This is a genomic window from Microbacterium sp. Leaf179, assembly GCF_001423785.1.
Lineage (GTDB): Bacteria > Actinomycetota > Actinomycetes > Actinomycetales > Microbacteriaceae > Microbacterium.
The window spans coordinates 209,110-232,502 of the sequence record NZ_LMPH01000001.1 but is presented as its reverse complement, the minus strand read 5'-3'; the positions used below and the strand labels follow the sequence as shown (position 1 = coordinate 232,502).

Annotated in this window: 22 protein-coding genes and 2 tRNA genes; 9 read left to right on the top strand and 15 right to left on the bottom strand. The window is 67.8% G+C overall.

Annotated elements, in window-relative coordinates:
- Nucleotides 1-6 precede the first annotated feature (6 nt).
- Genes ASF96_RS01135 through pknB form a run of 5 tightly spaced genes read left to right on the top strand, consistent with a single transcriptional unit; the run spans nucleotide 7 to nucleotide 7,667 of the window.
- The gene (locus ASF96_RS01135; protein WP_055832291.1) at nucleotides 7-1,245 is read left to right on the top strand and encodes a PP2C family protein-serine/threonine phosphatase; all 1,239 of its coding nucleotides are present in this window, start codon (nucleotides 7-9) and stop codon (nucleotides 1,243-1,245) included.
- Nucleotides 1,242-2,642 (top strand): FtsW/RodA/SpoVE family cell cycle protein, encoded by a 1,401-nt coding sequence (locus tag ASF96_RS01130; protein ID WP_055832293.1) that lies wholly within the window; start codon nucleotides 1,242-1,244, stop codon nucleotides 2,640-2,642. Before ASF96_RS01135 ends, ASF96_RS01130 begins: the two co-directional genes overlap by 4 nt.
- Before the next feature lie 49 nt (nucleotides 2,643-2,691).
- Nucleotides 2,692-4,146, top strand: a complete 1,455-nt coding sequence (locus ASF96_RS01125; protein ID WP_055832295.1) for a peptidoglycan D,D-transpeptidase FtsI family protein — start codon at nucleotides 2,692-2,694, stop codon at nucleotides 4,144-4,146.
- Nucleotides 4,143-5,933 (top strand): serine/threonine protein kinase, encoded by a 1,791-nt coding sequence (locus tag ASF96_RS01120; protein ID WP_055935210.1) that lies wholly within the window; start codon nucleotides 4,143-4,145, stop codon nucleotides 5,931-5,933. Before ASF96_RS01125 ends, ASF96_RS01120 begins: the two co-directional genes overlap by 4 nt.
- A 33-nt stretch (nucleotides 5,934-5,966) precedes the next feature.
- Nucleotides 5,967-7,667 (top strand): Stk1 family PASTA domain-containing Ser/Thr kinase, encoded by a 1,701-nt coding sequence (gene pknB, locus ASF96_RS01115; RefSeq protein WP_055832300.1) that lies wholly within the window; start codon nucleotides 5,967-5,969, stop codon nucleotides 7,665-7,667.
- On the opposite strand, the gene ASF96_RS01110 is transcribed toward pknB, so the two are convergent.
- From ASF96_RS01110 to ASF96_RS01105, 3 genes are read right to left on the bottom strand one after another with little or no spacing between them, the layout of a single operon-like run.
- The gene (locus ASF96_RS01110; protein ID WP_055935208.1) at nucleotides 7,645-8,292 is read right to left on the bottom strand and encodes an anthranilate synthase component II; all 648 of its coding nucleotides are present in this window, start codon (nucleotides 8,290-8,292) and stop codon (nucleotides 7,645-7,647) included. The genes pknB and ASF96_RS01110 overlap by 23 nt on opposite strands.
- Nucleotides 8,289-8,444 carry a DUF4175 domain-containing protein gene (locus tag ASF96_RS17110; protein ID WP_162239381.1) on the bottom strand — a complete coding sequence of 52 codons (156 nt, stop codon included), beginning with the start codon at nucleotides 8,442-8,444 and terminating at the stop codon, nucleotides 8,289-8,291. Before ASF96_RS17110 ends, ASF96_RS01110 begins: the two co-directional genes overlap by 4 nt.
- Entirely contained in the window at nucleotides 8,444-9,235 is a 792-nt protein-coding gene (locus tag ASF96_RS01105) for a class E sortase (protein ID WP_055832304.1), read from the bottom strand. Before ASF96_RS01105 ends, ASF96_RS17110 begins: the two co-directional genes overlap by 1 nt.
- A 53-nt stretch (nucleotides 9,236-9,288) precedes the next feature.
- Between ASF96_RS01105 and ASF96_RS01100 the strand changes: the two genes are divergently transcribed.
- The gene (locus tag ASF96_RS01100) at nucleotides 9,289-9,528 is read left to right on the top strand and encodes a cell division protein CrgA (RefSeq protein WP_055832306.1); all 240 of its coding nucleotides are present in this window, start codon (nucleotides 9,289-9,291) and stop codon (nucleotides 9,526-9,528) included.
- Nucleotides 9,529-9,591: 63 nt separating this feature from the next.
- Here the strand turns inward: ASF96_RS01100 and ASF96_RS01095 are convergent, their stop codons facing one another.
- Nucleotides 9,592-10,365, bottom strand: a complete 774-nt coding sequence (locus ASF96_RS01095) for a rhomboid family intramembrane serine protease (RefSeq protein WP_235560498.1) — start codon at nucleotides 10,363-10,365, stop codon at nucleotides 9,592-9,594.
- Between the two features lie 171 nt (nucleotides 10,366-10,536).
- Nucleotides 10,537-11,094 carry a peptidylprolyl isomerase gene (locus tag ASF96_RS01090; protein WP_055832310.1) on the bottom strand — a complete coding sequence of 186 codons (558 nt, stop codon included), beginning with the start codon at nucleotides 11,092-11,094 and terminating at the stop codon, nucleotides 10,537-10,539.
- Nucleotides 11,095-11,195: 101 nt separating this feature from the next.
- Between ASF96_RS01090 and ASF96_RS01085 the strand changes: the two genes are divergently transcribed.
- Together ASF96_RS01085 and ASF96_RS01080 are read left to right on the top strand one after the other, a co-directional pair.
- Complete coding sequence (locus tag ASF96_RS01085; RefSeq protein WP_055935206.1) at nucleotides 11,196-11,768, top strand: hypothetical protein; 573 nt, start codon at nucleotides 11,196-11,198, stop codon at nucleotides 11,766-11,768.
- Nucleotides 11,765-12,238, top strand: coding sequence for an aminoacyl-tRNA deacylase (locus ASF96_RS01080; RefSeq protein ID WP_082509216.1), 474 nt, complete (start codon nucleotides 11,765-11,767; stop codon nucleotides 12,236-12,238). The genes ASF96_RS01085 and ASF96_RS01080 overlap by 4 nt, the downstream gene beginning before the upstream one ends.
- A 6-nt stretch (nucleotides 12,239-12,244) precedes the next feature.
- On the opposite strand, the gene ASF96_RS01075 is transcribed toward ASF96_RS01080, so the two are convergent.
- The 10 genes from ASF96_RS01075 to dnaA form a co-directional block, all read right to left on the bottom strand.
- Nucleotides 12,245-12,676: an NUDIX hydrolase gene (locus ASF96_RS01075; RefSeq protein ID WP_055935205.1), complete on the bottom strand. Its 432-nt coding sequence runs from the start codon at nucleotides 12,674-12,676 to the stop codon at nucleotides 12,245-12,247.
- A 102-nt stretch (nucleotides 12,677-12,778) separates the two neighbouring features.
- Nucleotides 12,779-12,851: transfer RNA gene (locus ASF96_RS01070), tRNA-Ala, on the bottom strand.
- A 14-nt stretch (nucleotides 12,852-12,865) separates the two neighbouring features.
- Nucleotides 12,866-12,939: transfer RNA gene (locus tag ASF96_RS01065), tRNA-Ile, on the bottom strand.
- Between the two features lie 68 nt (nucleotides 12,940-13,007).
- A complete protein-coding gene (locus ASF96_RS01060) occupies nucleotides 13,008-13,412 on the bottom strand; it encodes a DUF3566 domain-containing protein (protein ID WP_055832316.1) in 405 nt (134 codons plus the stop codon).
- The gene (gene gyrA / locus ASF96_RS01055) at nucleotides 13,409-16,039 is read right to left on the bottom strand and encodes a DNA gyrase subunit A (protein ID WP_055832318.1); all 2,631 of its coding nucleotides are present in this window, start codon (nucleotides 16,037-16,039) and stop codon (nucleotides 13,409-13,411) included. Before gyrA ends, ASF96_RS01060 begins: the two co-directional genes overlap by 4 nt.
- A 53-nt stretch (nucleotides 16,040-16,092) precedes the next feature.
- Nucleotides 16,093-18,126 (bottom strand): DNA topoisomerase (ATP-hydrolyzing) subunit B, encoded by a 2,034-nt coding sequence (gyrB, locus tag ASF96_RS01050; protein WP_055935203.1) that lies wholly within the window; start codon nucleotides 18,124-18,126, stop codon nucleotides 16,093-16,095.
- A gap of 119 nt (nucleotides 18,127-18,245) precedes the next feature.
- Entirely contained in the window at nucleotides 18,246-18,734 is a 489-nt protein-coding gene (locus ASF96_RS01045; protein WP_055937550.1) for a DUF721 domain-containing protein, read from the bottom strand.
- Complete coding sequence (gene recF / locus ASF96_RS01040) at nucleotides 18,727-19,881, bottom strand: DNA replication/repair protein RecF (protein WP_055935202.1); 1,155 nt, start codon at nucleotides 19,879-19,881, stop codon at nucleotides 18,727-18,729. Before recF ends, ASF96_RS01045 begins: the two co-directional genes overlap by 8 nt.
- Nucleotides 19,882-19,928: 47 nt before the next feature.
- The gene (gene dnaN, locus ASF96_RS01035) at nucleotides 19,929-21,080 is read right to left on the bottom strand and encodes a DNA polymerase III subunit beta (protein WP_055832327.1); all 1,152 of its coding nucleotides are present in this window, start codon (nucleotides 21,078-21,080) and stop codon (nucleotides 19,929-19,931) included.
- Between the two features lie 449 nt (nucleotides 21,081-21,529).
- Entirely contained in the window at nucleotides 21,530-22,834 is a 1,305-nt protein-coding gene (gene dnaA / locus ASF96_RS01030; protein ID WP_432734282.1) for a chromosomal replication initiator protein DnaA, read from the bottom strand.
- A 417-nt stretch (nucleotides 22,835-23,251) separates the two neighbouring features.
- On the opposite strand from dnaA, the gene rpmH reads away from it, so the two are divergent.
- Entirely contained in the window at nucleotides 23,252-23,389 is a 138-nt protein-coding gene (gene rpmH / locus ASF96_RS01025) for a 50S ribosomal protein L34 (RefSeq protein WP_013584598.1), read from the top strand.
- Nucleotides 23,390-23,393: the final 4 nt, after the last annotated feature.

Here is a 23,393-nt window from a genome sequence, read left to right as displayed (position 1 = left end):
TCCTCCATGGTCTTCCAGGGCTCGAGCGTCGCCATCTCCCACACGGGCAAGGTGCGCTCCAACAACCAGGACTCCGGCTACGCCGGGTCCAATCTCTTCGTGGTCGCCGACGGTATGGGCGGCCACGCGGGCGGTGACGTCGCCTCGAGCCTCGCGATCCACCGTCTCACCGACCTCGATCAGCCCTTCACGACGCCGTCCGAGGCCGAGCACGCGATCCGCGACGCTCTGGCCGACACCGCCGCCGAGCTGATCGACACCGTCGCCCGCCGACCCGAGCTGGCCGGCATGGGAACCACCGTCAGCGCGCTCGTGATGGTCGACGCCTACGCCGTCATCGGGCACATCGGCGACTCGCGCATCTACCTCTACCGCGACGACACGCTCACCCAGATCACCGCCGACCACACCTTCGTGCAGCGCCTCGTCGACTCGGGCCGCATCACGCCCGAAGAGGCGCGGTACCACCCGCGCCGGTCGGTGCTCATGCGCGTTCTCGGCGACATGGACCCCGACCCCGAGGTCGACACGTTCATCATGCCGACGCAGGACGGCGACCGGTGGCTGCTGTGCTCCGACGGCCTGTCGGGCGTCGTCGACGACCCGCACACCGCGCGCACCCTCGGCCTGGGCCTGCCGCCGGGGCGCACCGCCGATGCCCTGCTGAAGCAGGCGCTCGACGGCGGAGCACCCGACAACGTCACGGTCGTGCTCGTCGACGTCGGCGGACAGCACCCGGTGTTCATCGGTACTCCGACGATCGTCGGATCCGCCTCGAACCCGAGCGGTGTCGTCGTTCCCGCCGCGCGTCCGGGTCGCTCGGGGTGGCTGCACCCCGCCCGACAGGCGGCCAACGAGCCCACGCACTTCGAACCCGCCGCCGAGTTCCTCGAGGAGCTCATCGAAGAAGACCGTCGCCGCGCCCGCCGTCGTCGACTGGGCTGGCTCGCCGCCCTGCTCATCGTGCTGGCGGGGATCGGCGTCTCGCTGTTCGCGGGGTACAACTGGACGCAGACGCGCTACTACGTCGGCGCCGATGAGAACTCCGTGGTCATCTACCGCGGCATCCAGCAGTCCATCGGCCCGGTCTCGCTGTCGACCGTGTACGAAGACACCAACATCGTGCTGGCCGATCTGTCCGACTTCGACCGGCAGACCGTCGAGGCCACCATCTCGGCGCGATCGCTCTCCGATGCCGAGCTCATCGTCGACCGGCTGCGCCCGACCGAGGAGGCCGGCGGATGACCGATCAGAAGCTCACCCGCGGTGAGGCCGTCTCGACCGACACCGCGGTCATGCGCGCGCTGAAGAAGATCCGCGTCCCCGCCACGCAGCGCAACCGCGAGCTGGGCCTGCTGGTCTTCGCCGTCGCCGTCTACGGTTCGGCCGTCGCCCTCGTTCAGCTGGGCGTGAACGGCACCGTCGACCCGGCCTTCCTCCTGTTGGCGGGCGTTCCCGCGTTCCTCGCCCTCGTGATGCACGTCGTCCTGCGCCTGCGTGCCCGCGACGCCGACCCGTTCGTGCTGCCGATCGCGACCGTACTCACGGGCCTCGGCATCGCGATGATCTACCGCATCGACCTGGCCGACGAGGCGAGCGGATGGGATGCCACGGGCAACCGCCAGATCGCCTGGGCGGTCATCGCGATGGTCATCGCCCTGGCCGTGCTGATCTTCGTGCGCAACTACCGCGTGCTGTTCCGCTACACCTATCTCTTCGGCCTCGTCGGCATCCTGCTGCTGCTGCTGCCGTTCGTGCCGGGCCTGGGCACCGACCAGAACGCCGATGTCTGGGTCTCGCTCGGCTTCGTGTCGTTCCAGCCGGGCGAGCTGGCGAAGATCTGCCTCGCGATCTTCTTCGCCGGTTACCTCGTCCGCACCCGCGAGAGCCTCACCTCCACCGGCACGCGCTTCCTCTTCATGACCTGGCCGCGCGCCCGCGAGCTCGGACCCGTGCTGATCATCTGGCTGGTCTCGCTCGGCATCATCGTGCTGCAGCGCGACCTCGGCACGGGGCTGCTGATCTTCGGCATGTTCGTCGCCATGCTCTACGTCGCCACGGGCAAGACGAGCTGGGTGTTCATCGGTCTCGTGCTCGTCGGCGTCGGTGCGTTCCTGGCATCCCGGTTCCTCCCGTACGTGAACGGGCGCTTCGCCAACTGGCTGAACGCGTTCGACCCCGAAGTCGTCAATCGCGACGGCGGCAGCTACCAGCTTGTGCAGGGCATCTTCGGCCTGTCGCACGGAGGACTGTTCGGTACGGGCCTCGGTCAGGGGCGGCCCTACATCACGCCGCTGTCGCAGAGCGACTACATCGTGCCCAGCCTCGGCGAAGAACTGGGTCTCGTCGGCCTGTTCGCGATCCTCGCGCTGTACATGGTGTTCGCCAGCCGCGGCGTGCGCGTGGGGCTCGCCGGTCAGGACGACTTCGGCAAGCTGCTCGCCACGGGCTTCTCGTTCACGATCGCCCTGCAGGTGTTCATCATGGTCGGCGGCGTGACGCGCGTCATCCCGCTCACCGGCCTCACCACCCCGTTCCTCGCGGCGGGTGGCTCCTCGCTCATCGCCAACTGGATCATCGTCGCGTTCCTCCTGCGCATCTCGGATGCCGTCCGCAGCCGCCCGCGAGTGGTGATCGGCTGATGACCCCGATGACCCCGCGCCCCGGCGCCCCGATCTCGAAGGAGGCACCGTGACCAAAGAACTCCGACGCCTCAGCATCGTGATGCTCGCGATGTTCATCGCCCTGTTCGCCTCGACCAGCGTCATCCAGGTCGTGCAGGCGAACGACCTGACCAACACCACCGGCAACACGCGCGCGCTGTACGACTCGTACCAGATCCAGCGCGGATCGATCATCGCCAGCGGCACGGCCATCGCCTCGTCGGTGCCGTCCGACGACGTCTACAGCTGGCAGCGCCAGTACGCGGATGCCGAGATGTGGGCGCCCGTGACCGGCTACATGAACCCCGTGCTCGACGCCAAGACGCAGATCGAATCCGCCGAGAACAGCGTGCTGAGCGGCTCGGACTCGAACCAGTTCTTCTCGCGCATCGACCGTGCGATCACGGGCCAGGCCCCGCGCGGCTCGAACGTGGAGCTCTCTCTCGACGCGAACGTGCAGAGGGCGGCGTGGGACGCCCTCGGCGACCAGCAGGGCGCCGTCGTCGCGATCGAGCCGTCGACGGGCCGCATCCTCGCCATGGTGTCCAAGCCCGGGTTCGACACGAACGTCCTCGCCTCGCACGACACGGACGCCGTGAACGCGGCGTACGACCAGCTCGTCGCCGACTCGTCGCGCCCCCTCGACAACCGCGCCATCGGCGGCAACCTCAACCCTCCGGGGTCGACGTTCAAGCTGGTCGTGGCCTCGGCTGCCCTGGCATCCGGTCGCTACACCCCCGACTCCGCTTTCCCCAACCTCGCCGCGTACACGCTGCCGCAGTCGACCAACGTGGTCAGCAATGCGGGTGGCGGAACGTGCGGCGGTGGGGACACCGTCACGATCGCGACCGCCCTGCGCCTGAGCTGCAACATCCCGTTCGCCGAGCTCGCGGTCGACCTGGGTGACGACGCGATCCGCGCCGAGGCCGAGAAGTACGGCTTCAACGCGCAGTTCACGATGCCGCTGGAGTCCACGGCATCCACCTATCCCTCGTCGCCCAACGCCCCGCAGACCGCGCTCAGTGGCTTCGGACAGGGCGACGTGCGCGCGACGCCCCTGCAGATGGCCATGGTCTCGGCGGGTATCGCCAACGGCGGTGTCGTGATGAACCCGCGCATGGTGGACCGGGTCATCGAGCCCAACCTGTCCGTCAAAGACGAGAGCAGCAGCAGCGAGTTCGGTCGTGCCCTCGAGAGCACCATCGCCGCGCAGATGGTCACCATGATGACGGCGAACGTCCAGGACGGCGCCGCATCGAATGCAAGAATAGACGGGGTTCAGGTGGCGGGTAAGACCGGCACCGCGGAGAACGATTCCCGTCCCTACACTCTCTGGTTCACCGGTTTCGCCCCGGCGGACGACCCCCAGGTCGCCGTCGCCGTGGTGGTCGAAAACGGTGGAGGCCAGGGGCAGAGCGGGAGCGGCAACGAGATCGCCGCCCCGATAGCGAAGAAGGTCATGGAGGCGGTGCTGGGTAAATGAGACCGACACAAGGTGTGACCTTCGGCGGGCGGTACGAGCTCGATTCGCGGATCGCGATCGGCGGCATGGGCGAGGTCTGGGAAGCCAACGACCACGTCATCGGACGTACCGTCGCCATCAAGATCCTCAAAGACGAGTACATGGGCGACCCCGGGTTCCTCGAGCGCTTCCGCGCCGAGGCCCGTCACGCGGCCCTCGTCAACCACGAGGGCATCGCGAGCGTCTTCGACTACGGCGAAGAAGACGGCAGCGCCTTCCTCGTGATGGAGCTCGTCCCCGGCGAGGCCCTCTCGACCATCCTCGAGCGCGAGGGGTCCCTGTCGACCGACAAGACGCTCGACATCGTCGCCCAGACGGCCGCGGCCCTGCAGGCGGCGCACGCCGCCGGCCTCGTGCACCGCGACATCAAGCCGGGCAACCTGCTGATCACGCCCGACGGGCGCGTGAAGATCACCGACTTCGGCATCGCCCGCATCGCCGACCAGGTGCCGCTGACCGCGACCGGCCAGGTCATGGGCACGGTGCAGTACCTCTCGCCCGAGCAGGCGTCGGGTCACCCCGCGTCGCCCGCGACCGACACCTACTCGCTCGGCATCGTCGCGTACGAGTGCCTGGCCGGTAAGCGCCCCTTCACGGGCGAGTCGCAGGTCGCGATCGCCATGGCTCAGATCAACGAGCAGCCCGCACCCCTGCCACCCACGGTGGCCGTGCCGGTGCAGAACCTCGTCATGGCGATGATCGCCAAGAAGCCCGATGACCGACCGGCCTCCTCGGCCGCGGTCTCGCGCGCCGCCACCGCCCTCCGCCGCGGCGACCTCGTCGCGGCTGCCGCAGCGGTCCCGGCCATCGCCGCGGGTGCCGCCGTCGCCGACGACGCGACGCAGCTGCTCACGGCGGGGCAGACCTCCGCCGCGACGCGTCTGCTGCCGTCGGCCGCAGCGGGAGCGGCGGCGACGTCGCTCCTCACCGAGGAGCACACCGAAGAAGACGTGCAGCCGCAGAAGAAGGCGCGGAGCCGCTGGACGTGGCCGCTCGTCGCTCTCATCGCCCTGCTCGCCCTGATCCTCGGCGCCACCGTCGTCGGTCTGCTGTCGAACCAAGACGCCCCGGCGCCCGCGCCCACCAGCGCCGCACCGTCGGCGTCGACGCCCGCACCGGCGCCGTCGACTCCCTCGCCGACCCCGAGCCCGACCACCACGCGTGTCGAGGTGGCGTCTCTCGGCCTGAACGGCAAGACCTGCGATGACGCGCGCGCCATCCTCGAGTCGAACGGTCTCGTGGCCGACTGCCGCGTCGGCAACGCCGCGACCACCACGGCCGACGTCGGTCTCATCTACGACGTCAACCCGACCGGTCGCGTCGACGAGGGCACGACGATCACCGTCACGACCTACGCCGACGAGACGCCGCTGACCGCGCCCGGTACGCCGACCCTCCCCGGGTCGACGGTGTCCGCCGGCGCCGACGTGCAGGTCTCGTGGCAGCAGTACACCTGCCCCTCCGGCACCGGATCGGTCGCGTCGTACAACTTCACCGCCGTCAACGGCACGTTCGACACCAACGGGCAGTCCACGGCGTCGTTCGAGCCCGACGCGCGCACCGCGTCGCTGAAGGTCAGCAACTCCGTGGGTCAGACCCTGCGGGTCACTTACACCGTCAGCTGCTCGGGCACGGATCGTACGGCCGGGCCCTCGGGCGAAGCGTCTGCGAGTATCGCCGGCGGCAACACCCCGAGCCCCACGATCACGGGTAACGGCGGCAACAACGGCAGCAACACCAAGCCCTGACCTCCGTCATCCCCCCACGCCAGGAGTTCCTTCGTGACCACTGAGACGCGCGTCCTGTCCGGGCGCTATCGCGTCGACGACCTCATCGGTCGCGGCGGCATGGCCAGCGTCTACCGCGGATACGATCAGACGCTCGGCCGCACGGTGGCGATCAAGATCCTGCGCACCGATCTGGCCGGCGACGCCGCGTTCCGCACGCGGTTCCGCCTCGAGGCCCAGGCCGCGTCGCGCATGGCGCACCCGACGATCGTGCGGGTGTTCGACGCGGGTGAAGACGTCGAGACGGGTCTCGACGGCAACGATCGCCCGGTCCCGTACATCGTGATGGAACTCGTCCAGGGGCGCTTGCTGAAAGACGTGATCGCCGAGGGGCCGGTGCCCACCGACGACGCTCTGCGGTACGTGGACGGCATCCTCGAGGCTCTGGAGTACTCGCACCGGGCCGGCGTCGTGCACCGCGACATCAAGCCCGGCAACGTCATGATCACCGAGGCCGGGCGCGTGAAGGTCATGGACTTCGGCATCGCGCGCGCGGTGTCGGACTCCTCGTCGACCGTCGCCGAGACCACGGCGATCGTGGGGACCGCGGCGTACTTCTCCCCCGAGCAGGCGAAGGGCGAATCCGTCGACGCGCGCGCCGACCTGTATTCGGCCGGAGTCGTCCTGTACGAGCTGCTCGCGGGGCGCACGCCGTTCCGCGGCGACACCCCCGTGGCCGTCGCGTACCAGCACGTGAGCGAGGCACCGCTCCCGCCGAGCGAGATCAACGACACCATCCCGCGGGCATTGGATGCCATCGTGCTCCGCGCCCTGGCGAAGGATCCGTTCCAGCGTCCGCAAGATGCCGCCAGCTTCCGCGAAGCGCTCGACGAGACCGTCGACGGCAAGGCGCCGACCAAGCGCCAGATGTCGGCGCTGTCGAACGAGCTCTACGGCCCGAACCCGCGCCAGGCCGCCGAGACCGCGCGCTCCCTGCGTCAGCTGAGCACCGACACCACCATGCGGCGCACGCAGGCCGGGCCCCCGGTCGCGTGGATCTGGGCCGGCGTGACCGTCCTCGCGGTGCTGCTGGTCGCCGTCCTCATCTGGGTGATGCAGATCCAGCAGACCGACGACGTGCCCACCACCTCGCTCGCCGTCCCCAACGTGGTCGACATGTCGTACGAACGCGCCGTCGAGACGCTCGAGGCCGAGCAGATGACCACGAGCCGCGTGAACGAGTCCAGCGAGACGATCGCCGCGGGCAACGTCACGCGCTCGACGCCCGAGGCCGACACCTCGGTCGCCGCGGGGCAGCTCGTGACGCTCTACGTCTCGACGGGCCCCGACACGGCCAAGGTCCCGACCCTCGACGGCATCACCGAGACCGAGGCCCGCACCGCTCTCGAAGCCGCCGGTCTGTCGGTGGGCTCCATCCGTCGTCAGACCGATCCCGCCCTGGCCGGGGGGACCGTCATCTCTTCGAGCCTCGCCTCGGGCTCCGACGTGGCGAAGGGCACGACGGTGAACCTCGTCGTGGCCAGCGGTCAGATCGTGATCGTCGATTACACGGGTTACACGGTCGATGCGGCCAAGCGCGAGCTCGAGTCCGACGCGAAGCAGCTCACCGTTCAGGTGACCGAGGATCCCGGATGCCGTGCCTCGTCGCCGGCGACGGTGAAGACGCAGTCGCTGGCCCCGGGCGAAGTGCCGGTGCACAGCGAGATCACCCTCACGACGTGCTCGGGCTCCTGAGCCGCCGCGGGTGAAGTCGGGAGCCGCGCAGCGCGGCGCCCCGCAGGCCGGCGTTCTCGAGCCAGCGACCCAGCAGGGCGTGGCCGCCCTCGGTGAGCACGCTCTCGGGGTGGAACTGGACGCCTTCGATCGGAGCGGTACGGTGCCGCAGACCCATGATCACGCCGCCGTCCGTGCGCGCGGTGACCTCGAGCTCGCCCGGCACCGACGACGGGTCGACCGCGAGCGAGTGGTACCGCGTCGCGACGAACCCGTCGGCCAGGTCGGCGAACACGCCCTCGCGGTCGTGGTGGATGACACTCGTGATGCCGTGCAGCAGCTCGGGTGCGTGCCCCACCCGTCCGCCGAACGCCGCGGCGATCGCCTGGTGCCCGAGACAGACCCCGAGCAGCGGAACCCCGGTGTCGTACGCGGCGCGGACCACCGCCACCGACTGACCGGCGTCGAGGGGATGACCGGGTCCGGGTGAGACCAGGATCGCGTCGGCACCCGACGTCGTCTCGAGCAGGGCCGGGTCATCGGCCGACATCATCACGGTGGTGGCGCCGAGGTCGCGGACGTACCCGGCGAGAGTGTGGACGAAGCTGTCGCGGTTGTCGACGACGACGACGCGCCAGTCGGTCACTCGACCGTGACCTCCTGGGGATAGACGATGTCGCTCACCCAGGGGAAGACGTAGAAGAACAGTCCGTACAGCACGGCGGCCGCGAGCACGAGGACGATGAGCAGGCGTACCCACCACGGACCGGGCAGAACGCGCCAGAGGGCTCCGTACATCAGGCGGCTCCGGAGGTCAGTGACACCGGCGGGCCGGCGTCGGTGCGGGGGGTGAACGACTCGAAGACGCCGTAGGCGATGGCGCGCTCCGAGAAACCGTAGCGAGGGCTGCACGTGGTCATGGTGATGACGCGGTCGGTCGCCTCGATCTGCGGCGCCTGGGGGAACGGCAGCAGCACCTCCACACCATCGGGGCGCACGTACTCGAGGTTACGGAACCGGTAGGTGTACCACCCGCCCTCGGTCTCGACGACCACCGCGTCCCCGACGCGCAGCGACGGAAGATCGGCGAACGGTGCGCCGTGGCTGCCGCGGTGGCCGGCGATCGCGAAGTTGCCGACCTGACCCGGCATGGAGGTGTCGGGGTAGTGCCCCAGACCGATCGGGTCGAGAGTCACCGACGCGCTCACCCCGCCGGCCAGCTTGAACTGCCAGTCCGCGCCCAGACGCGGTACGCGGAGCACACCGAACACCTCGCCGTCACCGGGCTGATCCAGAACCGGGGGTTCTGCGGTGGCGGGACCCGTCGTTCCCGGCGTCGGGGTGACCGACGGTGCGGGCGCGGCCGGGGCGCTGTTGGCCCACTCGTCGGTGAGGTTGCTGGCCTCGTCTTTGAACTGCGCGCCGATGATGGCGTCGCCGATCCACAGCTGCCAGACCACGAACAGCAGCACGACGACGCCGGCGGTCACCAGGAGGTCGCCGAGCACGCCGACGAAAGACAGACGTCGCCGGTCGCCGCGGCCACCACGTCGGCTGCGGCGGGTCGGTGGTTGCTGCACGGTCTGCACCAGGCGAGTCTAGTTCCGTGGGTCCGTGGTCACCTGGCCGTTAGACTGACCGCATGGCGCGAACTGGTAAAGGCGACGACCCGATCGCCGAACGCAATGATGGCGGATCGGCACCGAACCCCGTGTGGTTCCTGCCCCTCATGGTCGGGCTCATGCTCGTCGGCCTCGTGTGGGTGCTGGTGTTCTACCTCAGCAACTCGCAGTTCCCCATCCCGGGCATCGGTCCGTGGAACCTCGTCATCGGCTTCGGCATCGCCTTCGTCGGCTTCCTCATGACGACGCGCTGGCGCTGACCCGCCCGAAAGTTACACCCGTGTAATTCATCCCCAGGTTGTGGATGGATCTGTGGATAACTCTCAGACGTAGGCGATCGCGGGAATGGCCAGCAGGCCGACCAGCACCACGGTGAGCGCCACGAGTAGACCGATCTGCAGACCGCGCTGGCGCGGCGCGCGCGTGCGGGAGTAGATCAATCCCACGGCGGCTCCCGTGGCGAGCCCACCGAGGTGCGCCTGCCACGAGATACCCACCGCGGCGAGTGCCCCGGCGAAGTCACCGCTCCCGATCGACTGCACGCCGGCCGCGACGAACGGCCAGGCGAAGTTGATGGCGATGATGACGCCGATCACCCGGATGTCGGCACCGATGTGGCGGCCGATCACGAGCAGGGCACCGAAGAGAGCGAAGATCGCGCCCGAGGCGCCCACCGTCCACACTCCGGGGGCGAGCAGGGCCACCGCGACCGAGCCGCCGAGGGCGCCGACGACGTAGAGCGTCAGGAAGCGCGCGCGACCCAGCAGCGGCTCGAGATTGCGACCGATGAACCACAGCGCGAGCATGTTCAACGCCACGTGGAAGAACCCGCCGTGCACCAGCGCGACGGTGAGCAACCGCCACGGCTGGACGACACCGGCCTGCGGCAGCAGGTACACGCTGTTGAACATCAGCAGGTTGGTGAGCAGGGGACCCACACCGGGGATCAACCCGATGATGTAGACCAGCCCCGTCACGGCGATGATCGCCAGCGTCACGCGAGGGCGGTCCGACGACACGATCGCCATCGGGCGCGAAGCCCAGCGGCGCTGCGCCTTCTTCTGCGCCGGAGTCTGCGAGGCGCGTTGCTGCGCCATGCACTCCGGGCAGATGACTCCGACGGCGGCGGGGGTACGGCAATCCGAGCACACGGTGCGCATGCACCGCTGGCACAGAACGAAGCTCTGCCGGTCAGGGTGCCGGTAACAGAAGTTGTCGCTGTTGCGACGGAACTCGTCGGTCGTAGACACCCCCGCCGCCCGTGGGACTCAGACCGAGACGACGTCGACCGACTGAAGGACGACGTCGACCTTCGGCCGGTCCTGCGCACCGGTGGGCACCGCGGCGATGGCGTCGACGACGGCCTTGGAGGCGTCATCGGCGACCTCGCCGAAGATCGTGTGCTTGCCCTGGAGCCACGGGGTCGGGTCGGTGGTGATGAAGAACTGCGATCCGTTGGTGCCCTCGGCCTTGCCGGTGATGGCGTTGCGACGCAGTCCCGCGTTGGCCATGGCCAGCTTGTAGGGCGCGGTGAAGTCGAGCTCGGGGCTGATCTCGTCGTCGAAGTTGTACCCGGGGCCGCCGATGCCCTGGCCGAGGGGATCGCCGCCCTGGATCATGAAGTTGGGGATGATGCGGTGGAAGATCACGTCGGAGTACAGGGGACCTTCGCCCGGGGCACCCGTAGCCGGGTTGGTCCATTCCTGGGTTCCATCGGAGAGCCCGACGAAGTTGCGGACGGTACGCGGAGCGTGGTCACCGAACAGGTTGACGACGATGTCGCCGTGGTTGGTGTGGAGGGTCGCGACGGCAGTGTGGTTGGCCATGGGTACATTCTCTCAGAGTTATCTGCAAGGGTCGGCGGCGCAGGCGGCCCCTTCTGGCAAGATGAACGCAACGTACATCCCATCGATAGGGAGGATGAGCCGTGGGCCTCAGCCGCAAGAGCAAGAAGGAACTGCGCAAGCTCCAGAAGCACGCCGCCAAGGTGTGGGAGTCGCAGCAGGTGCTGCTGGGCGAGAGCGGGAAGGTCGCTCGTGAAGCCGGCCACCAGCTCGGTCGCTTCAGCCGCGAAGACCTCGTCCCCGCCGTGCAGGACGGGTACAGCAAGTACGCCGCCCCGTACGTCGACAAGAGCGTGAAGTACAGCAACCGTTTCCTCAGCACCAAGGTCGTCCCGGCCGCCGGTGCCGTGGTCGGCGGAGCCATGTCCGTGTGGGACGCCGCGGGCGACACCCGCGACCGCCTCGCGAAGGGCCGTGGCTTCGAGCTCGACACTCACAAGTACGCCAAGCGTGCCGAGAAGTACGGCAAGCAGGCCTCGAAGCGTCTCGCCAAGAAGCTGCCGTCGCAGCACGACGGAATCGGTGCCGGCGGTGTCATCGCCATCATCCTCGGTGTCGCCGCCGCGGCCGGCGTAGCTTACGCCGCCTGGCAGACGCTGCGCGCCGATGACGAGCTGTGGGTTGCCGACGACCCGCTGCGTGCACCGGACGCGTGAGCGACCCCACCATCAGAGTGAGAGAGGCCGCGCGTGAGCGCGGCCTCTCTGTCGTCATACGCGAACGCCCCGCGGCCTCGAGCCTCGACGAGGCGGCCGCGCTTCTCGGCATCCCGGCCGCCTCGATCGTGAAGACGCTCGTCGTCAAGCGATCCGACGACACCTACCTGTTCGCGCTGATCCCCGGCGATCGGGCGATCTCGTGGCCGAAGCTCCGCGCGGTCGTGGGCGTCAACAAGCTCCGCCTCCCCGAGCCGGAGTTGGCGCTCGCGGCCACCGGATACGAGCGTGGCACCATCGTTCCGATCGGCAGCACCACCGACTGGCCCATCTACGCCGACGAACGCATCGTCGGCGAGCGCATCGCCATGGGTGCCGGAGCCCATGGCTACAGCCTGTTCGTCGACGCCGACGATCTCCTCTCGTCGTACGGCGCCGTGGTCGCCGACATCAGCGCCGAACGGGCCTGACCGGGCTCACGGCCGAGCGAGGCCCGCCATCCGGAACGCCACGTCGACCAGCTGCACGCGCCGCAGCTTCCGCGCGGTCGGCAGGGTGAACCACTCCGCCCGGTCGGTGGAGCCGTCGATCTCGTTGCGCAGGCGCCCGCCCACGACGTGCGCGCGGTAGACGATCCGCAGGGCGTGGAGGGGTCCGGTCTTCCCCTCGGCAGCGCGCGACTCGGCAGGGATGACCCGCGAATGGATGCCGAGAAGCTCGTCGATGCCGACCCGGTACCCGGTCTCTTCGCGCACCTCGCGGCGCACAGCGCTCACGGGGTCCTCACCGTCTTCCAGACCGCCGCCCGGCAGCGTCCACGCCGCGCGTCGCCCGTGCACCCAGTGGGCGAGCAGCACGCGGTCTTCGGCGTCGGTGATGACGGCGTACGCGGCGACCCGCATGTCCATGACCGAACTCTAGCGAAGCCGAGGCGGCGGCACGTCCCGGCGCGAGCGCCGCGGCCGGAAACGAGAAGAGCCGGTCCTGGTGGACCGGCTCTTGCACCGTTGTGGAGCCTAGGAGATTCGAACTCCTGACATCCTGCTTGCAAAGCAGGCGCTCTACCAGCTGAGCTAAGGCCCCGTGAGGGAGAAGGGTGGGGCTACCAGGACTTGAACCTGGGACCTCTTCATTATCAGTGAAGCGCTCTAACCGCCTGAGCTATAGCCCCGTCTCGGTGACGTGATCACGTCAACCTCGAAGACTTTACCGGATCACCGAAGTTTTTCCGAATCGACGTCAGTTCGACGTGAAGCCGACGAGCAGACCGCCCGTGACCTTGACGGCGAGGTTGTAGATCCCCGCCATGACGGCGCCCAGAACGGTGACCACGACGAGGTTGAGGATCGCCACGATGGCCGCGAAAGCCATGACCTGCGGCAGTCCGACGTACTGCGAGAGCGTCGCCCCGCCATCGGTGAAGCTCGTGAAGAACTCATCGAGCTTCGTGATGAGGCCGGTCGCCGACACCACCAGGTAGATCAAGAAGTACGACACGACCGTGACGATGGCCAGAGCCACCGCTGCCAGGAACGACAGCTTCACGGCCGACCAGAAGTCGATGTACACCAGGCGCAGACGCACCTGCTTGGCAGGGGTCTTGTGAGTCGACTTCTTGGCGAGTTTGTCGGCTACCGTGCTCATGCGTCAGTACTTTCCTCGGGGGTCTCGGGAGCGGAGGCATCGGCCTCGTCCGCAGGGGATGCGGCGGGCTCCGTGGTTGTCTCCGTCGTCTCGGCAAGGTTGCGCTCGGCGTTGCGCGCGATGGCGATGATGCGGTCATCGCCTCCGGCGCGGGCGAAAACGACACCCATCGTGTCGCGTCCCTTGGCGGGCACCTCGGCCACGGCAGAGCGTACCACCTTGCCACTGGCAAGAACCACAAGGACCTCGTCGCCCTCGGACACCATCATTCCGCCCGCGAGGGTGCCGCGATCGTCGGTCAGACGCGCGACCTTGATGCCCAGACCGCCGCGATTCTGCATGCGGTATTCGGTCACGGCGGTGCGCTTGGCGTAGCCGCCCTCGGTGACGACGAAGACGAACTCGTCATCCTGGGCGACCGATGCCGAGAGCAGACTGTCGCCCTCTCGGAACTCCATGCCCTTCACACCCGAGGTCGAACGACCCATCGGGCGCAGGGTGCTGTCGGTGGCCGAGAACCGCAGCGACATGCCGAGGCGGCTGATGAGCAGGATGTCGTCTCCCTCGTCGACCAGCATCGCGCTCACGAGCTCGTCGGCGGCGCCCTGCTCGGCCTCGTCACCCTCTTCGGCGACCTGACCGCGCAGCTTGATCGCGATCACACCGCCCTGACGGTTGGTGTCGTACTCTGCGAGCCGGGTCTTCTTGACCAGACCGCCGCGTGTGGCCAGGACGAGATAGGTCGACACCGAGTAGTCGCGGATGTCGAGGATCTGGGCGATCTCTTCGTCGGGCTGAAGCGCGAGCAGGTTCGCGACGTGCTGGCCCTTCGCATCGCGACCGGCCTCGGGCACCTCGTACGCCTTGGAGCGGTACACACGGCCCTTGTTCGTGAAGAACAGCAGCCAGTGGTGCGTCGTCGTGACGAAGAAGTGCTCGACGACGTCGTCGGCGCGCAGCTGCGCACCCTTCACGCCCTTGCCGCCGCGGTGCTGCGAGCGGTAGTTGTCGCTGCGCGTGCGCTTGATGTAGCCGTCGCGCGTGACGGTGACGACCATCTCCTCCTCGGCGATGAGGTCTTCGATCGACACGTCACCGTCGAACCCGTGCAGGATCTCGGTGCGGCGGTCATCGCCGAAGCGGTCCGTGATCGCGGTGAGCTCGTCGCGGATGATCGTGCGCTGACGCGCGGGCGTGGCGAGGATGTCGTTGTAGTCGGCGATGCGGGCTTCGAGCTCGGTCGCTTCGTCGACGATCTTCTGCCGCTCGAGCGCCGCGAGGCGGCGGAGCTGCATGTCGAGGATCGCCTGCGCCTGCACATCGTCGATGTCGAGGAGCTTCTGCAGGCCCTCGTTGGCATCCTGTGCCGTCGGCGAGCGACGGATGAGCGCGATGACGTCGTCGAGGGCGTCGAGTGCCTTGAGGTAGCCGCGCAGGATGTGCATGCGCTCTTCGGCCTTGCGCAGGCGGTACTGCGTGCGGCGCACGATGACCTCGACCTGGTGGTCGATCCACAGGCTGATGAAGCCGTCGAGCGCGAGCGTGCGCGGCACGCCGTCGACGATCGCCAGCATGTTCGCGCCGAAGTTCTCCTGCAGCTGGGTGTGCTTGTAGAGGTTGTTCAGCACGACCTTCGCGACGGCGTCGCGCTTGAGCACGACGACCAGGCGCTGACCGGTACGGCCCGAGCTCTCGTCGCGGATGTCGGCCACGCCGGTGATCTTGCCCTCGCGAGCGAGGTCGCCGATCTTGACCGCGACGTTGTCGGGGTTGACCTGGTACGGCAGCTCGGTGATCACCAGGCACGTACGGCCCTGGATCTCTTCGATGTTGACCACGGCGCGCATCGTGATCGAGCCGCGACCGGTGCGGTAGGCCTCTTTGATGCCGCGCGTACCGAGGATCTGCGCGCGGGTCGGGAAGTCGGGGCCCGGGATGCGCTCCATGAGCGCTTCGAGCAGCTCCTCGCGAGTGGCATCCGGGTTCTCGAGAGCCCACAGCGCGCCGGCCGAGACCTCACGCAGGTTGTGCGGCGGGATGTTCGTCGCCATGCCGACCGCGATGCCGACCGAGCCGTTCACGAGCAGGTTCGGGAACCGCGCCGGCAGGACCGTCGGCTCCTGCGTCTGGCCGTCGTAATTGTCCTGGAAGTCGACGGTCTCTTCTTCGATGTCGCGCACCATCTCGAGCGCGAGCGGCGACATCTTCGTCTCGGTGTACCGGGGCGCGGCCGCTCCCTGGTTCCCGGGCGAACCGAAGTTGCCCTGGCCGAGCGCGAGCGGGTACCGCAGCGACCACGGCTGCACCAGGCGTACCAGGGCGTCGTAGATGGGGGCGTCGCCGTGGGGGTGGTAGTGCCCCATGACCTCGCCCACCACGCGGGCGCACTTCGAGAACGACTTGTCGGGGCGGAATCCCCCGTCGTACATGCCGTAGATCACACGGCGGTGCACAGGCTTGAGGCCGTCGCGCACATCGGGCAGCGCACGGCCGACGATGACGCTCATCGCATAGTCGAGATAGCTCCGCTGCATCTCGAGCTGCAGGTCGACCTGGTCGATCCTGCCGTGGTCGTGGGCGGGCTCGGCGCGGACGTCGTCGGGCTCGGGAGTGGAGTCGTCAGCCATGTCTTCTCAGTTTCGTAGTGCGTCGTCGTCGATCGTCGTCGGGCCGGACGAGATCAGATGTCGAGGAAGCGGACGTCTTTGGCGTTGCGCTGGATGAAGCTGCGGCGCGATTCGACGTCTTCGCCCATGAGGACCGAGAAGATCTCGTCGGCCGCGGCCGCGTCGTCGATCGTGACCTGCTTCAGCGTGCGCGTCTGCGGGTCCATCGTGGTCTCCCACAGTTCGTGATCGTTCATCTCACCGAGACCCTTGTACCGCTGGATGCCGTTGTCCTTGGGGATGCGGCGACCGGAGGCCTGACCGTCGATCAGCATCGCGTCGCGCTCACGGTCGCTGTACGCGTACTCGTGCGCGTGGTTCGACCACTTCAGGCGGTACAGCGGCGGCTGCGCGAGGTAGACGTAGCCGGCCTCGATGAGCCCACGCATGTAGCGGAAGAGCAGCGTCAGCAGCAGCGTCGTGATGTGCTGACCGTCGACGTCGGCATCGGCCATGAGCACGATCTTGTGGTATCGCGCCTTGGTCATGTCGAAGTCTTCGCCGATGCCCGTGCCGAAGGCCTGGATCATCGCCTGCACTTCTTTGTTGCCCAGCGCGCGGTCCAGGCGGGCGCGCTCGACGTTGAGGATCTTGCCGCGCAGCGCCAGGATCGCCTGCGTGTGGGGGTCGCGACCCTGAACGGCCGACCCACCGGCCGAGTCGCCCTCGACGAGGAAGATCTCGCTGATCGACGGATCCTTCGACGTGCAGTCCTTGAGCTTGTCGGGCATCGCCGCCGACTCGAACACGCTCTTGCGACGCGCGGTCTCGCGCGCCTTTCGCGCGGCGAGGCGGGCGGTGGCCGCGTCGAACGCCTTGCGGATGATGTTCTTGGCCTGGGTGGGGTTGCGGTCGAACCAGTCGCCGAGCTTGTCGCCGACGACCTTCTGCACGAATGCCTTGGCCTCGGTGTTGCCGAGCTTGGTCTTGGTCTGACCCTCGAACTGCGGCTCCGACAGCTTCACCGATATCACGGCGGTGAGACCCTCGCGGATGTCGTCGCCCGTCAGGTTGTCGTCTTTTTCCTTCAGCAGGTTGTTCGCCCGCGCGTAGCGGTTCACGAGAGTGGTCAGCGCCGCGCGGAAACCCTCCTCGTGCGTTCCGCCCTCGTGCGTGTTGATGGTGTTCGCGTAGGTGAAGACGTTCTCGGTGTACGCCGTCGTCCACTGCATCGCGAGCTCGAGTGCGATGTGGCGGTCGGTGTCTTCGGACTCGACCTCGATGATCACGTCGTTGACGACGTCGGCCTTGCGCACGCGATTGAGGTGCTCGACGTAGTCGACCAGGCCGCGCTCGTACAGGAACGAGTCGTGGCGGCCCTGGGTGACCTCTGCTCCGGGGTCGCCCTCGGTCACGACCGCGTCGGGACGCTCGTCGCGCAGGCTGATGCGGAGGCCCTTGTTCAGGAACGCCATCTGCTGGAACCGCGTCCGCAGGGTGTCGTAGTCGAAGTCGACGGTGTCGAAGATGGTCGCATCGGGCCAGAACGTGATGGTCGTCCCGGTCTTGTCGCTCTCTTCGCCCTTCGCGAGAGGGGCGAGGGGAGTACCGCCGTCGCGGAACGACTGACGCCACACGTGTCCCTGACGCTGCACCTCGACCTCGAGGCGCGTCGACAGCGCGTTCACGACCGACGAGCCCACGCCGTGCAGGCCGCCCGAGACGGCGTAGCCACCGCCACCGAACTTTCCACCGGCGTGCAGCACGGTGAGCACGACCTCGACCGTCGACTTGCCCTCGGTGCGGTGCATGTCGACGGGGATGCCGCGACCGTTGTCGATCACGCGGACGGCTCCGTCGCTCAAGATCGTGACGTCGATCGTGTCGCAGTATCCGGCGAGGGCCTCGTCGACGGAGTTGTCGACGATCTCTTGCACGAGGTGGTGCAGACCCCGCTCACCGGTGGAGCCGATGTACATGCCGGGGCGCTTACGGACGGCCTCGAGACCCTCGAGCACCTGGATGGCGTCTGCCCCGTACTCGTTGGGAACCTTGGTCGATGCGACGGGAGGTTCCTCGGAAACGCTGTCGGGGTTTTCGGACGTCATGGGTACGTGCGCTCCAGATCGGTTCGTCGGAAGCTCCATCCTACCGCGTGGGGCTCGCGAAAATGGCGTGTACGCCCCTACACGGCGATAAATCGGACCGAGGCGGGATCGACCATGGCCTAGCCGTAGGTATCGCGCGGACCGCGGCCTGGAACGGCTCTGGGGCCCCATTTCCAAGAGGGGACGTCCGGCCCTACGAACCGGATGGCTTCGACCCCCGCGTCGGGGAAGCGTCGGATGATCTCCGAGAGGATGTGCGCGCGCATCAACTGGAGCTGCTTCGCCCACGCCGTCGAATCGGCCTGGACCGTGAGCGTGCCGGCATCCAGAGCCACCGGGCGGGTATGCGCCGCCGTCTCGGCACCGGCGACCTCGTCCCACTTGCGCACGAGGTCCTCTCGCGACAGCTGGGGCTCCCAGCCCGCCGATCGAGTGAGGCCCGACAGCACATCGCCGAGTCCCCGGGGATCACGGCCCGGCGTGAACGGTGCGTTCTCGCCGTCGTCCACCCGGCGCCGACGCTTCTTCTTGCGATACGGCGAGGGCTCGAGTCCGCGCAGCCGCAGGTACGTCGCCACCGTCTCGGACAGCTCGCTCTCGTCACTCATCGCCGGGCTCACGGATCTGACCGGCTTCGACCCGCACGACGTGGGCGCGCAGCTCGGGCGGGACGTCTTCTTCGACGGCCGACGTCACGATGACCTGTTCGTAGCCCGCCGCGAACTCGGCCAGGCGGGCGCGGCGGCCGGCGTCGAGCTCGGCGAAGACGTCGTCGAGGATCAACACGGGGTCTCCGAGCCGTGACTCGGCACGCAGGAGCTCGGCCGAGGCGAGTCGGAGCGCCAACGCGATCGACCAGGATTCGCCGTGCGAGGCGTAGCCCTTCACCGGGAGGCCGCGCACCTCGAGTACGAGGTCGTCGCGGTGCGGGCCGACCAGGGTCAGTCCGCGCTCGAGTTCGGCCGAACGGCGTGCGGCCAGCGAGGCTCGGAACTGCTCTGCCAGCGGAAGGGCCGAGCCCGCGGTCTCGACGGCGTCGTCTTCTTCGGGGTCGCCCCCGCCCACCGACAGCGCCCACGTGAGCCGCGGTCGGTGGTCGTCGCCCGCGATGGCCTCGTAGGCGTGCGCCACGGGCTGGGAGAGGGCGGATGCCAGCGCGATGCGCGCTTCGATCACCTCGGTGCCCAGGGTGACGAGCTTGTCGTCCCATACGTCGAGGGTGCTGAGGGCGTCGCCGCGCACCCCGCGGGCGCGCGCCGATTTCAGCAGGGCGCTGCGCTGCCGCAGGACGCGGTCGTAGTCGCCCAACACCGCGGCCATGCGAGGAGTCCGTTGCACGATGAGCTGGTCGGCGAACCGACGCCGAGCGGAGGGGTCACCGCGCACGATCTGCAGATCTTCGGGGGCGAACAGCACCACCTGCGCGTACCGGGGCAACTCCGAGGTGCGGACGTTGACGCCGTTGACCCGAGCCTTGTTCGCACCCTGGCGGTTGAGCTGGAGCTCGAGGAGCACCGTGCGCTCACCGTGTGCCAGACGAGCGCGCACGATCGCGGCATCCGTTCCGTCGCGCACCATCGGTGCGTCGTGAGACACGCGGTGCGAACCGAGCATGGCGAGGTAGGCGACCGCCTCGACCAGGTTCGTCTTGCCCTGCCCGTTGCGACCGATGAAGACGTTCGCGCCCGCGGAGAGCGAGACATCGGCGACCGCGTAATTGCGGAAGTCCTTCAGTCCGAGCTGCTCCACGATCACCGAGTCAGACTACCCGTCGCCTCCGACACGACGACCGGAGCCCGATCTCAGCGCAGGAGCAGGTTCGGCTGGAGAAGGTACTTGAACGAGCCCTCGCCGCCCTTGTCGACCGAGGTCTGCGGGGTGACCAGCACGGGACTGAGCTTGTTCGCGTTGTCGCTCGAGGTGAACGTGATGCGCGTGAACTCGCTGCGAACGGCACCGAGCGACTCGAGCAGGTACTGGGGGTTGAGACCCAGGGTGACCTCGTCGCCGACGAGGGTGGCGTCGACCGACTCGGTCGCGCGCGCCTGCTCGGTGCCGGAGGCATCCATCGAGACGCCCTCGGGACCGAAGGTGAAGCGCAGCGGAGCGGAGCGGTCGAGGACGAGCGCCACGCGGCGCACCGCCTCGGCGAGCTCGGCGGTGTTGACCACGCTGTGGTGCTCGGTCTGCGCGGGGAACAAGCGGCGCACGGGGGGGAAGTTGCCCTTGATGAGCAGCGAGGTCACCGTCTTGTTGCCGGACGAGAACGCGATGATCTCGCGATCTCCCGAGCCCGAGAAGGCGATCGAGATGTCGCCGGCGTGCGCGAAGGTCTTGCCGACCTCCTGCAGCGTGCGGGCCGGCACCAGGGCCGACGTGGGTTCGTCTGAGGCCGCCGAACCGCCGTCCCAGGGGATCTCGCGCAGGGCCACGCGGTAGCGGTCGGTGGCGACGAGGCTCAGGCGGGTGCCCGTGACCTCGAGCTGCACGCCGGTGAGCACCGGGGTCACGTCGTCGCGCGAGGCGGCGAAGGCGACCTGTGCGATGGCCGTGGCGAACTCGTCGGCCGGGACGAGGCCCGATTCTCCACTCACTTCGGGGATCGCCGGGTACTCCTGCACGGGCATGGAGGCGAGAGTGAATCGTGCGGAGCCGCAGGTGAGCAGGATGCCGCCGTCGTCGTCGACGGTGATCTGGATCGGAGCGTTGGGGAGCCGGCTGGCGATGTCGTTCAGAAGTCGGCCGTGCACCAGGATCGTGCCCGGCTCGTCGACGGTGGCTTCGATGGTGGTGCGCGCGGAGGCTTCGTAGTCGAAGGCGGCGAGGGTCAGACCCTGGTCCCCGGCCTCGATGAGCACACCGGCCAGGATCGGCTGCGGGTTTCGCTGGGGCAGGAGCTTGACCACGAACGAGACGGCTTCGCTGAACACATCACGATTGACGTGGAACTTCACGGATGCTCCCTTGATGGCGGGTACGGCTTACCCATGCTAGCCCCACGCTTCCGGCGAGCCGACGACGGGCCTGGCACGGCAAGGTCATCGAATCTCTCTTAACAAAGGGAAAAGGATCTTCATCTTGTTAACCACTGTGGAGACTGTGGATAACTTCCGACATGCGTGTTAACAGCTGGGAACTACACCGTTGTTAACTGTGGACGCGCTGCGGACAGCCTGGGCAGTTAACAGCGACGTGAGGGAGTGCGGTCGAGCCCTCCTCCACAGGCAAGCCCCGTTCGTACACAAGTCATCCGCAGCAAATCAGAGTTATCCACAGGTTTTCCACACTGTGTAGAACTGTGTCGGGAACCACTCGTACGGAGGCGTGTGCGCGATTTTCCGGGCCGAAAATGCGCGAAGGGCTCGCCCACGATGGTGGACGAGCCCTGACGGGAGAGGAGCGCTCAGCGCATACGGCCGAGCTGGCTGGTGATCTCCGATACCTGGTTGAAGATGGAGCGGCGCTCCTTCATGAGGTCGCTGATCTTCTTGTAGGCGTACATGACGGTGGTGTGATCGCGGTTTCCGAAGAGCTGCCCGATCTTCGGCAGTGACAGGCTCGTGCGCTCGCGGCACAGGTACATCGCGATCTGTCGAGCCGTGGCGACGGCCTGCGAACGGCTCGAGCCGTAGAGGTCGTCGACCGACAGCTTGAAGTACTGCGCCGTCGCCGTGATGATGTCGGTCGGCGAGATGACGTTGGCATCGTCTTGATCGATGATGTCGCGAAGCACGGTCTGGGCCAGCGACATGTCGAGCGTCGACCTGTTCAAGCTGGCGAAGGCCGAGACGCGGATCAGTGCCCCTTCGAGCTCACGGATGTTCGACGAGACGACGGTGGCGATGTACTCCAACACGTCGTCGGGAATCAGCAGTCGCTCGCTCTGCGCCTTCTTCCGCAGAATCGCGATGCGCGTTTCCAGGTCGGGGGCCTGCACATCGGTGATGAGTCCCCACTCGAAGCGACTGCGCATGCGGTCTTCGAATCCGGTCAACTGCTTCGGCGGCAGGTCGCTGGTGATCACGACCTGCTTGTCGTGGTCGTGGAGCGTGTTGAAGGTGTGGAAGAAGGCTTCCTGCGTCTCGGCACGACCCTGGAGGAACTGGATGTCGTCGATCAGCAAGATGTCGACTTCGCGGTACCGCGCCTGGAACGCCGAGCCGCGGTTGTTCGCGATCGAGTTGATGAAGTCGTTCGTGAACTCCTCACTCGAGACGTACCGCACGCGGATGCCCGCGTACATGCTGGCCGCGTAGTCGCCGATGGCATGGAGGAGGTGCGTCTTGCCGAGGCCGGAGTCGCCGTAGATGAACAGCGGGTTGTACGCCTTGGCCGGTGCTTCGGCGACCGCGACGGCAGCGGCGTGCGCGAAACGGTTCGACTGCCCGATGACGAAGTTGTCGAAGGTGTACTTCGGGTTCAGGCGGGTGTCGTTCCGAGACGCCGGCACGATCGGCTCCGGTGCCTGTTCGATGACGGCCGCGTGCACAGAGACGGCGGGGCCGGATGATGACGGCCGGTCATCGTCGCGGGACGAGGTGCGGTGGGATTCGACGAGGTCGGGATTGACCACGACGCGGAAGGTGCCCACCTCCGGGTCACTCCCCTGCACCTGGGCGAGCGCTTCGAGGATCGACGCGCGCATGCGTTTGTTGAACTGCGCCGCGGTCAGGTCGTTGGGGACGTCGAGGTAAAGGGTCCCGCCCATCACACCCTGCGGCACAGCCAGATTGAGGAAGCCGTGCAGCTGCGGGGTGACCCGATCGTCGGTGAGAAGATGGTCTAGCACGGCGGACCAGACGGGAACATCCGGTACTTCGTGCAGAGACATATCCCCTCCGGGATCTAGACGCGACGGCGATCGACGAGTCGCGTCGAACCTGTGGATAACTCCGAGGGCCACGCTAGTTCGCGGCTCTCGAGGAGCAAAATCCACTGTAAGTCCCGGCCGCGTGTCTTTGCCACGCTTGTGGACGGAGCCTGGGGATAATGAGCGGTCGGCTTCCCAGTTTGAGTTAACGCCCCGCTCGACGTAGCCTTAGTCGGTTGACTTATGCCTATACGGCAGTCCCGACCCCCGTCCCCGGCAGAAGAGCATCGGGCGACATCACCTCCGGAGTGACCCATGAGCAAGCGCACCTTCCAGCCCAACAACCGCCGCCGCGCCAAGAAGCACGGCTTCCGTGCCCGCATGCGCACCCGCGCCGGCCGCGGCATCCTCGCGGCGCGTCGCGCCAAGGGCCGCACCGAGCTTTCGGCCTGACCTA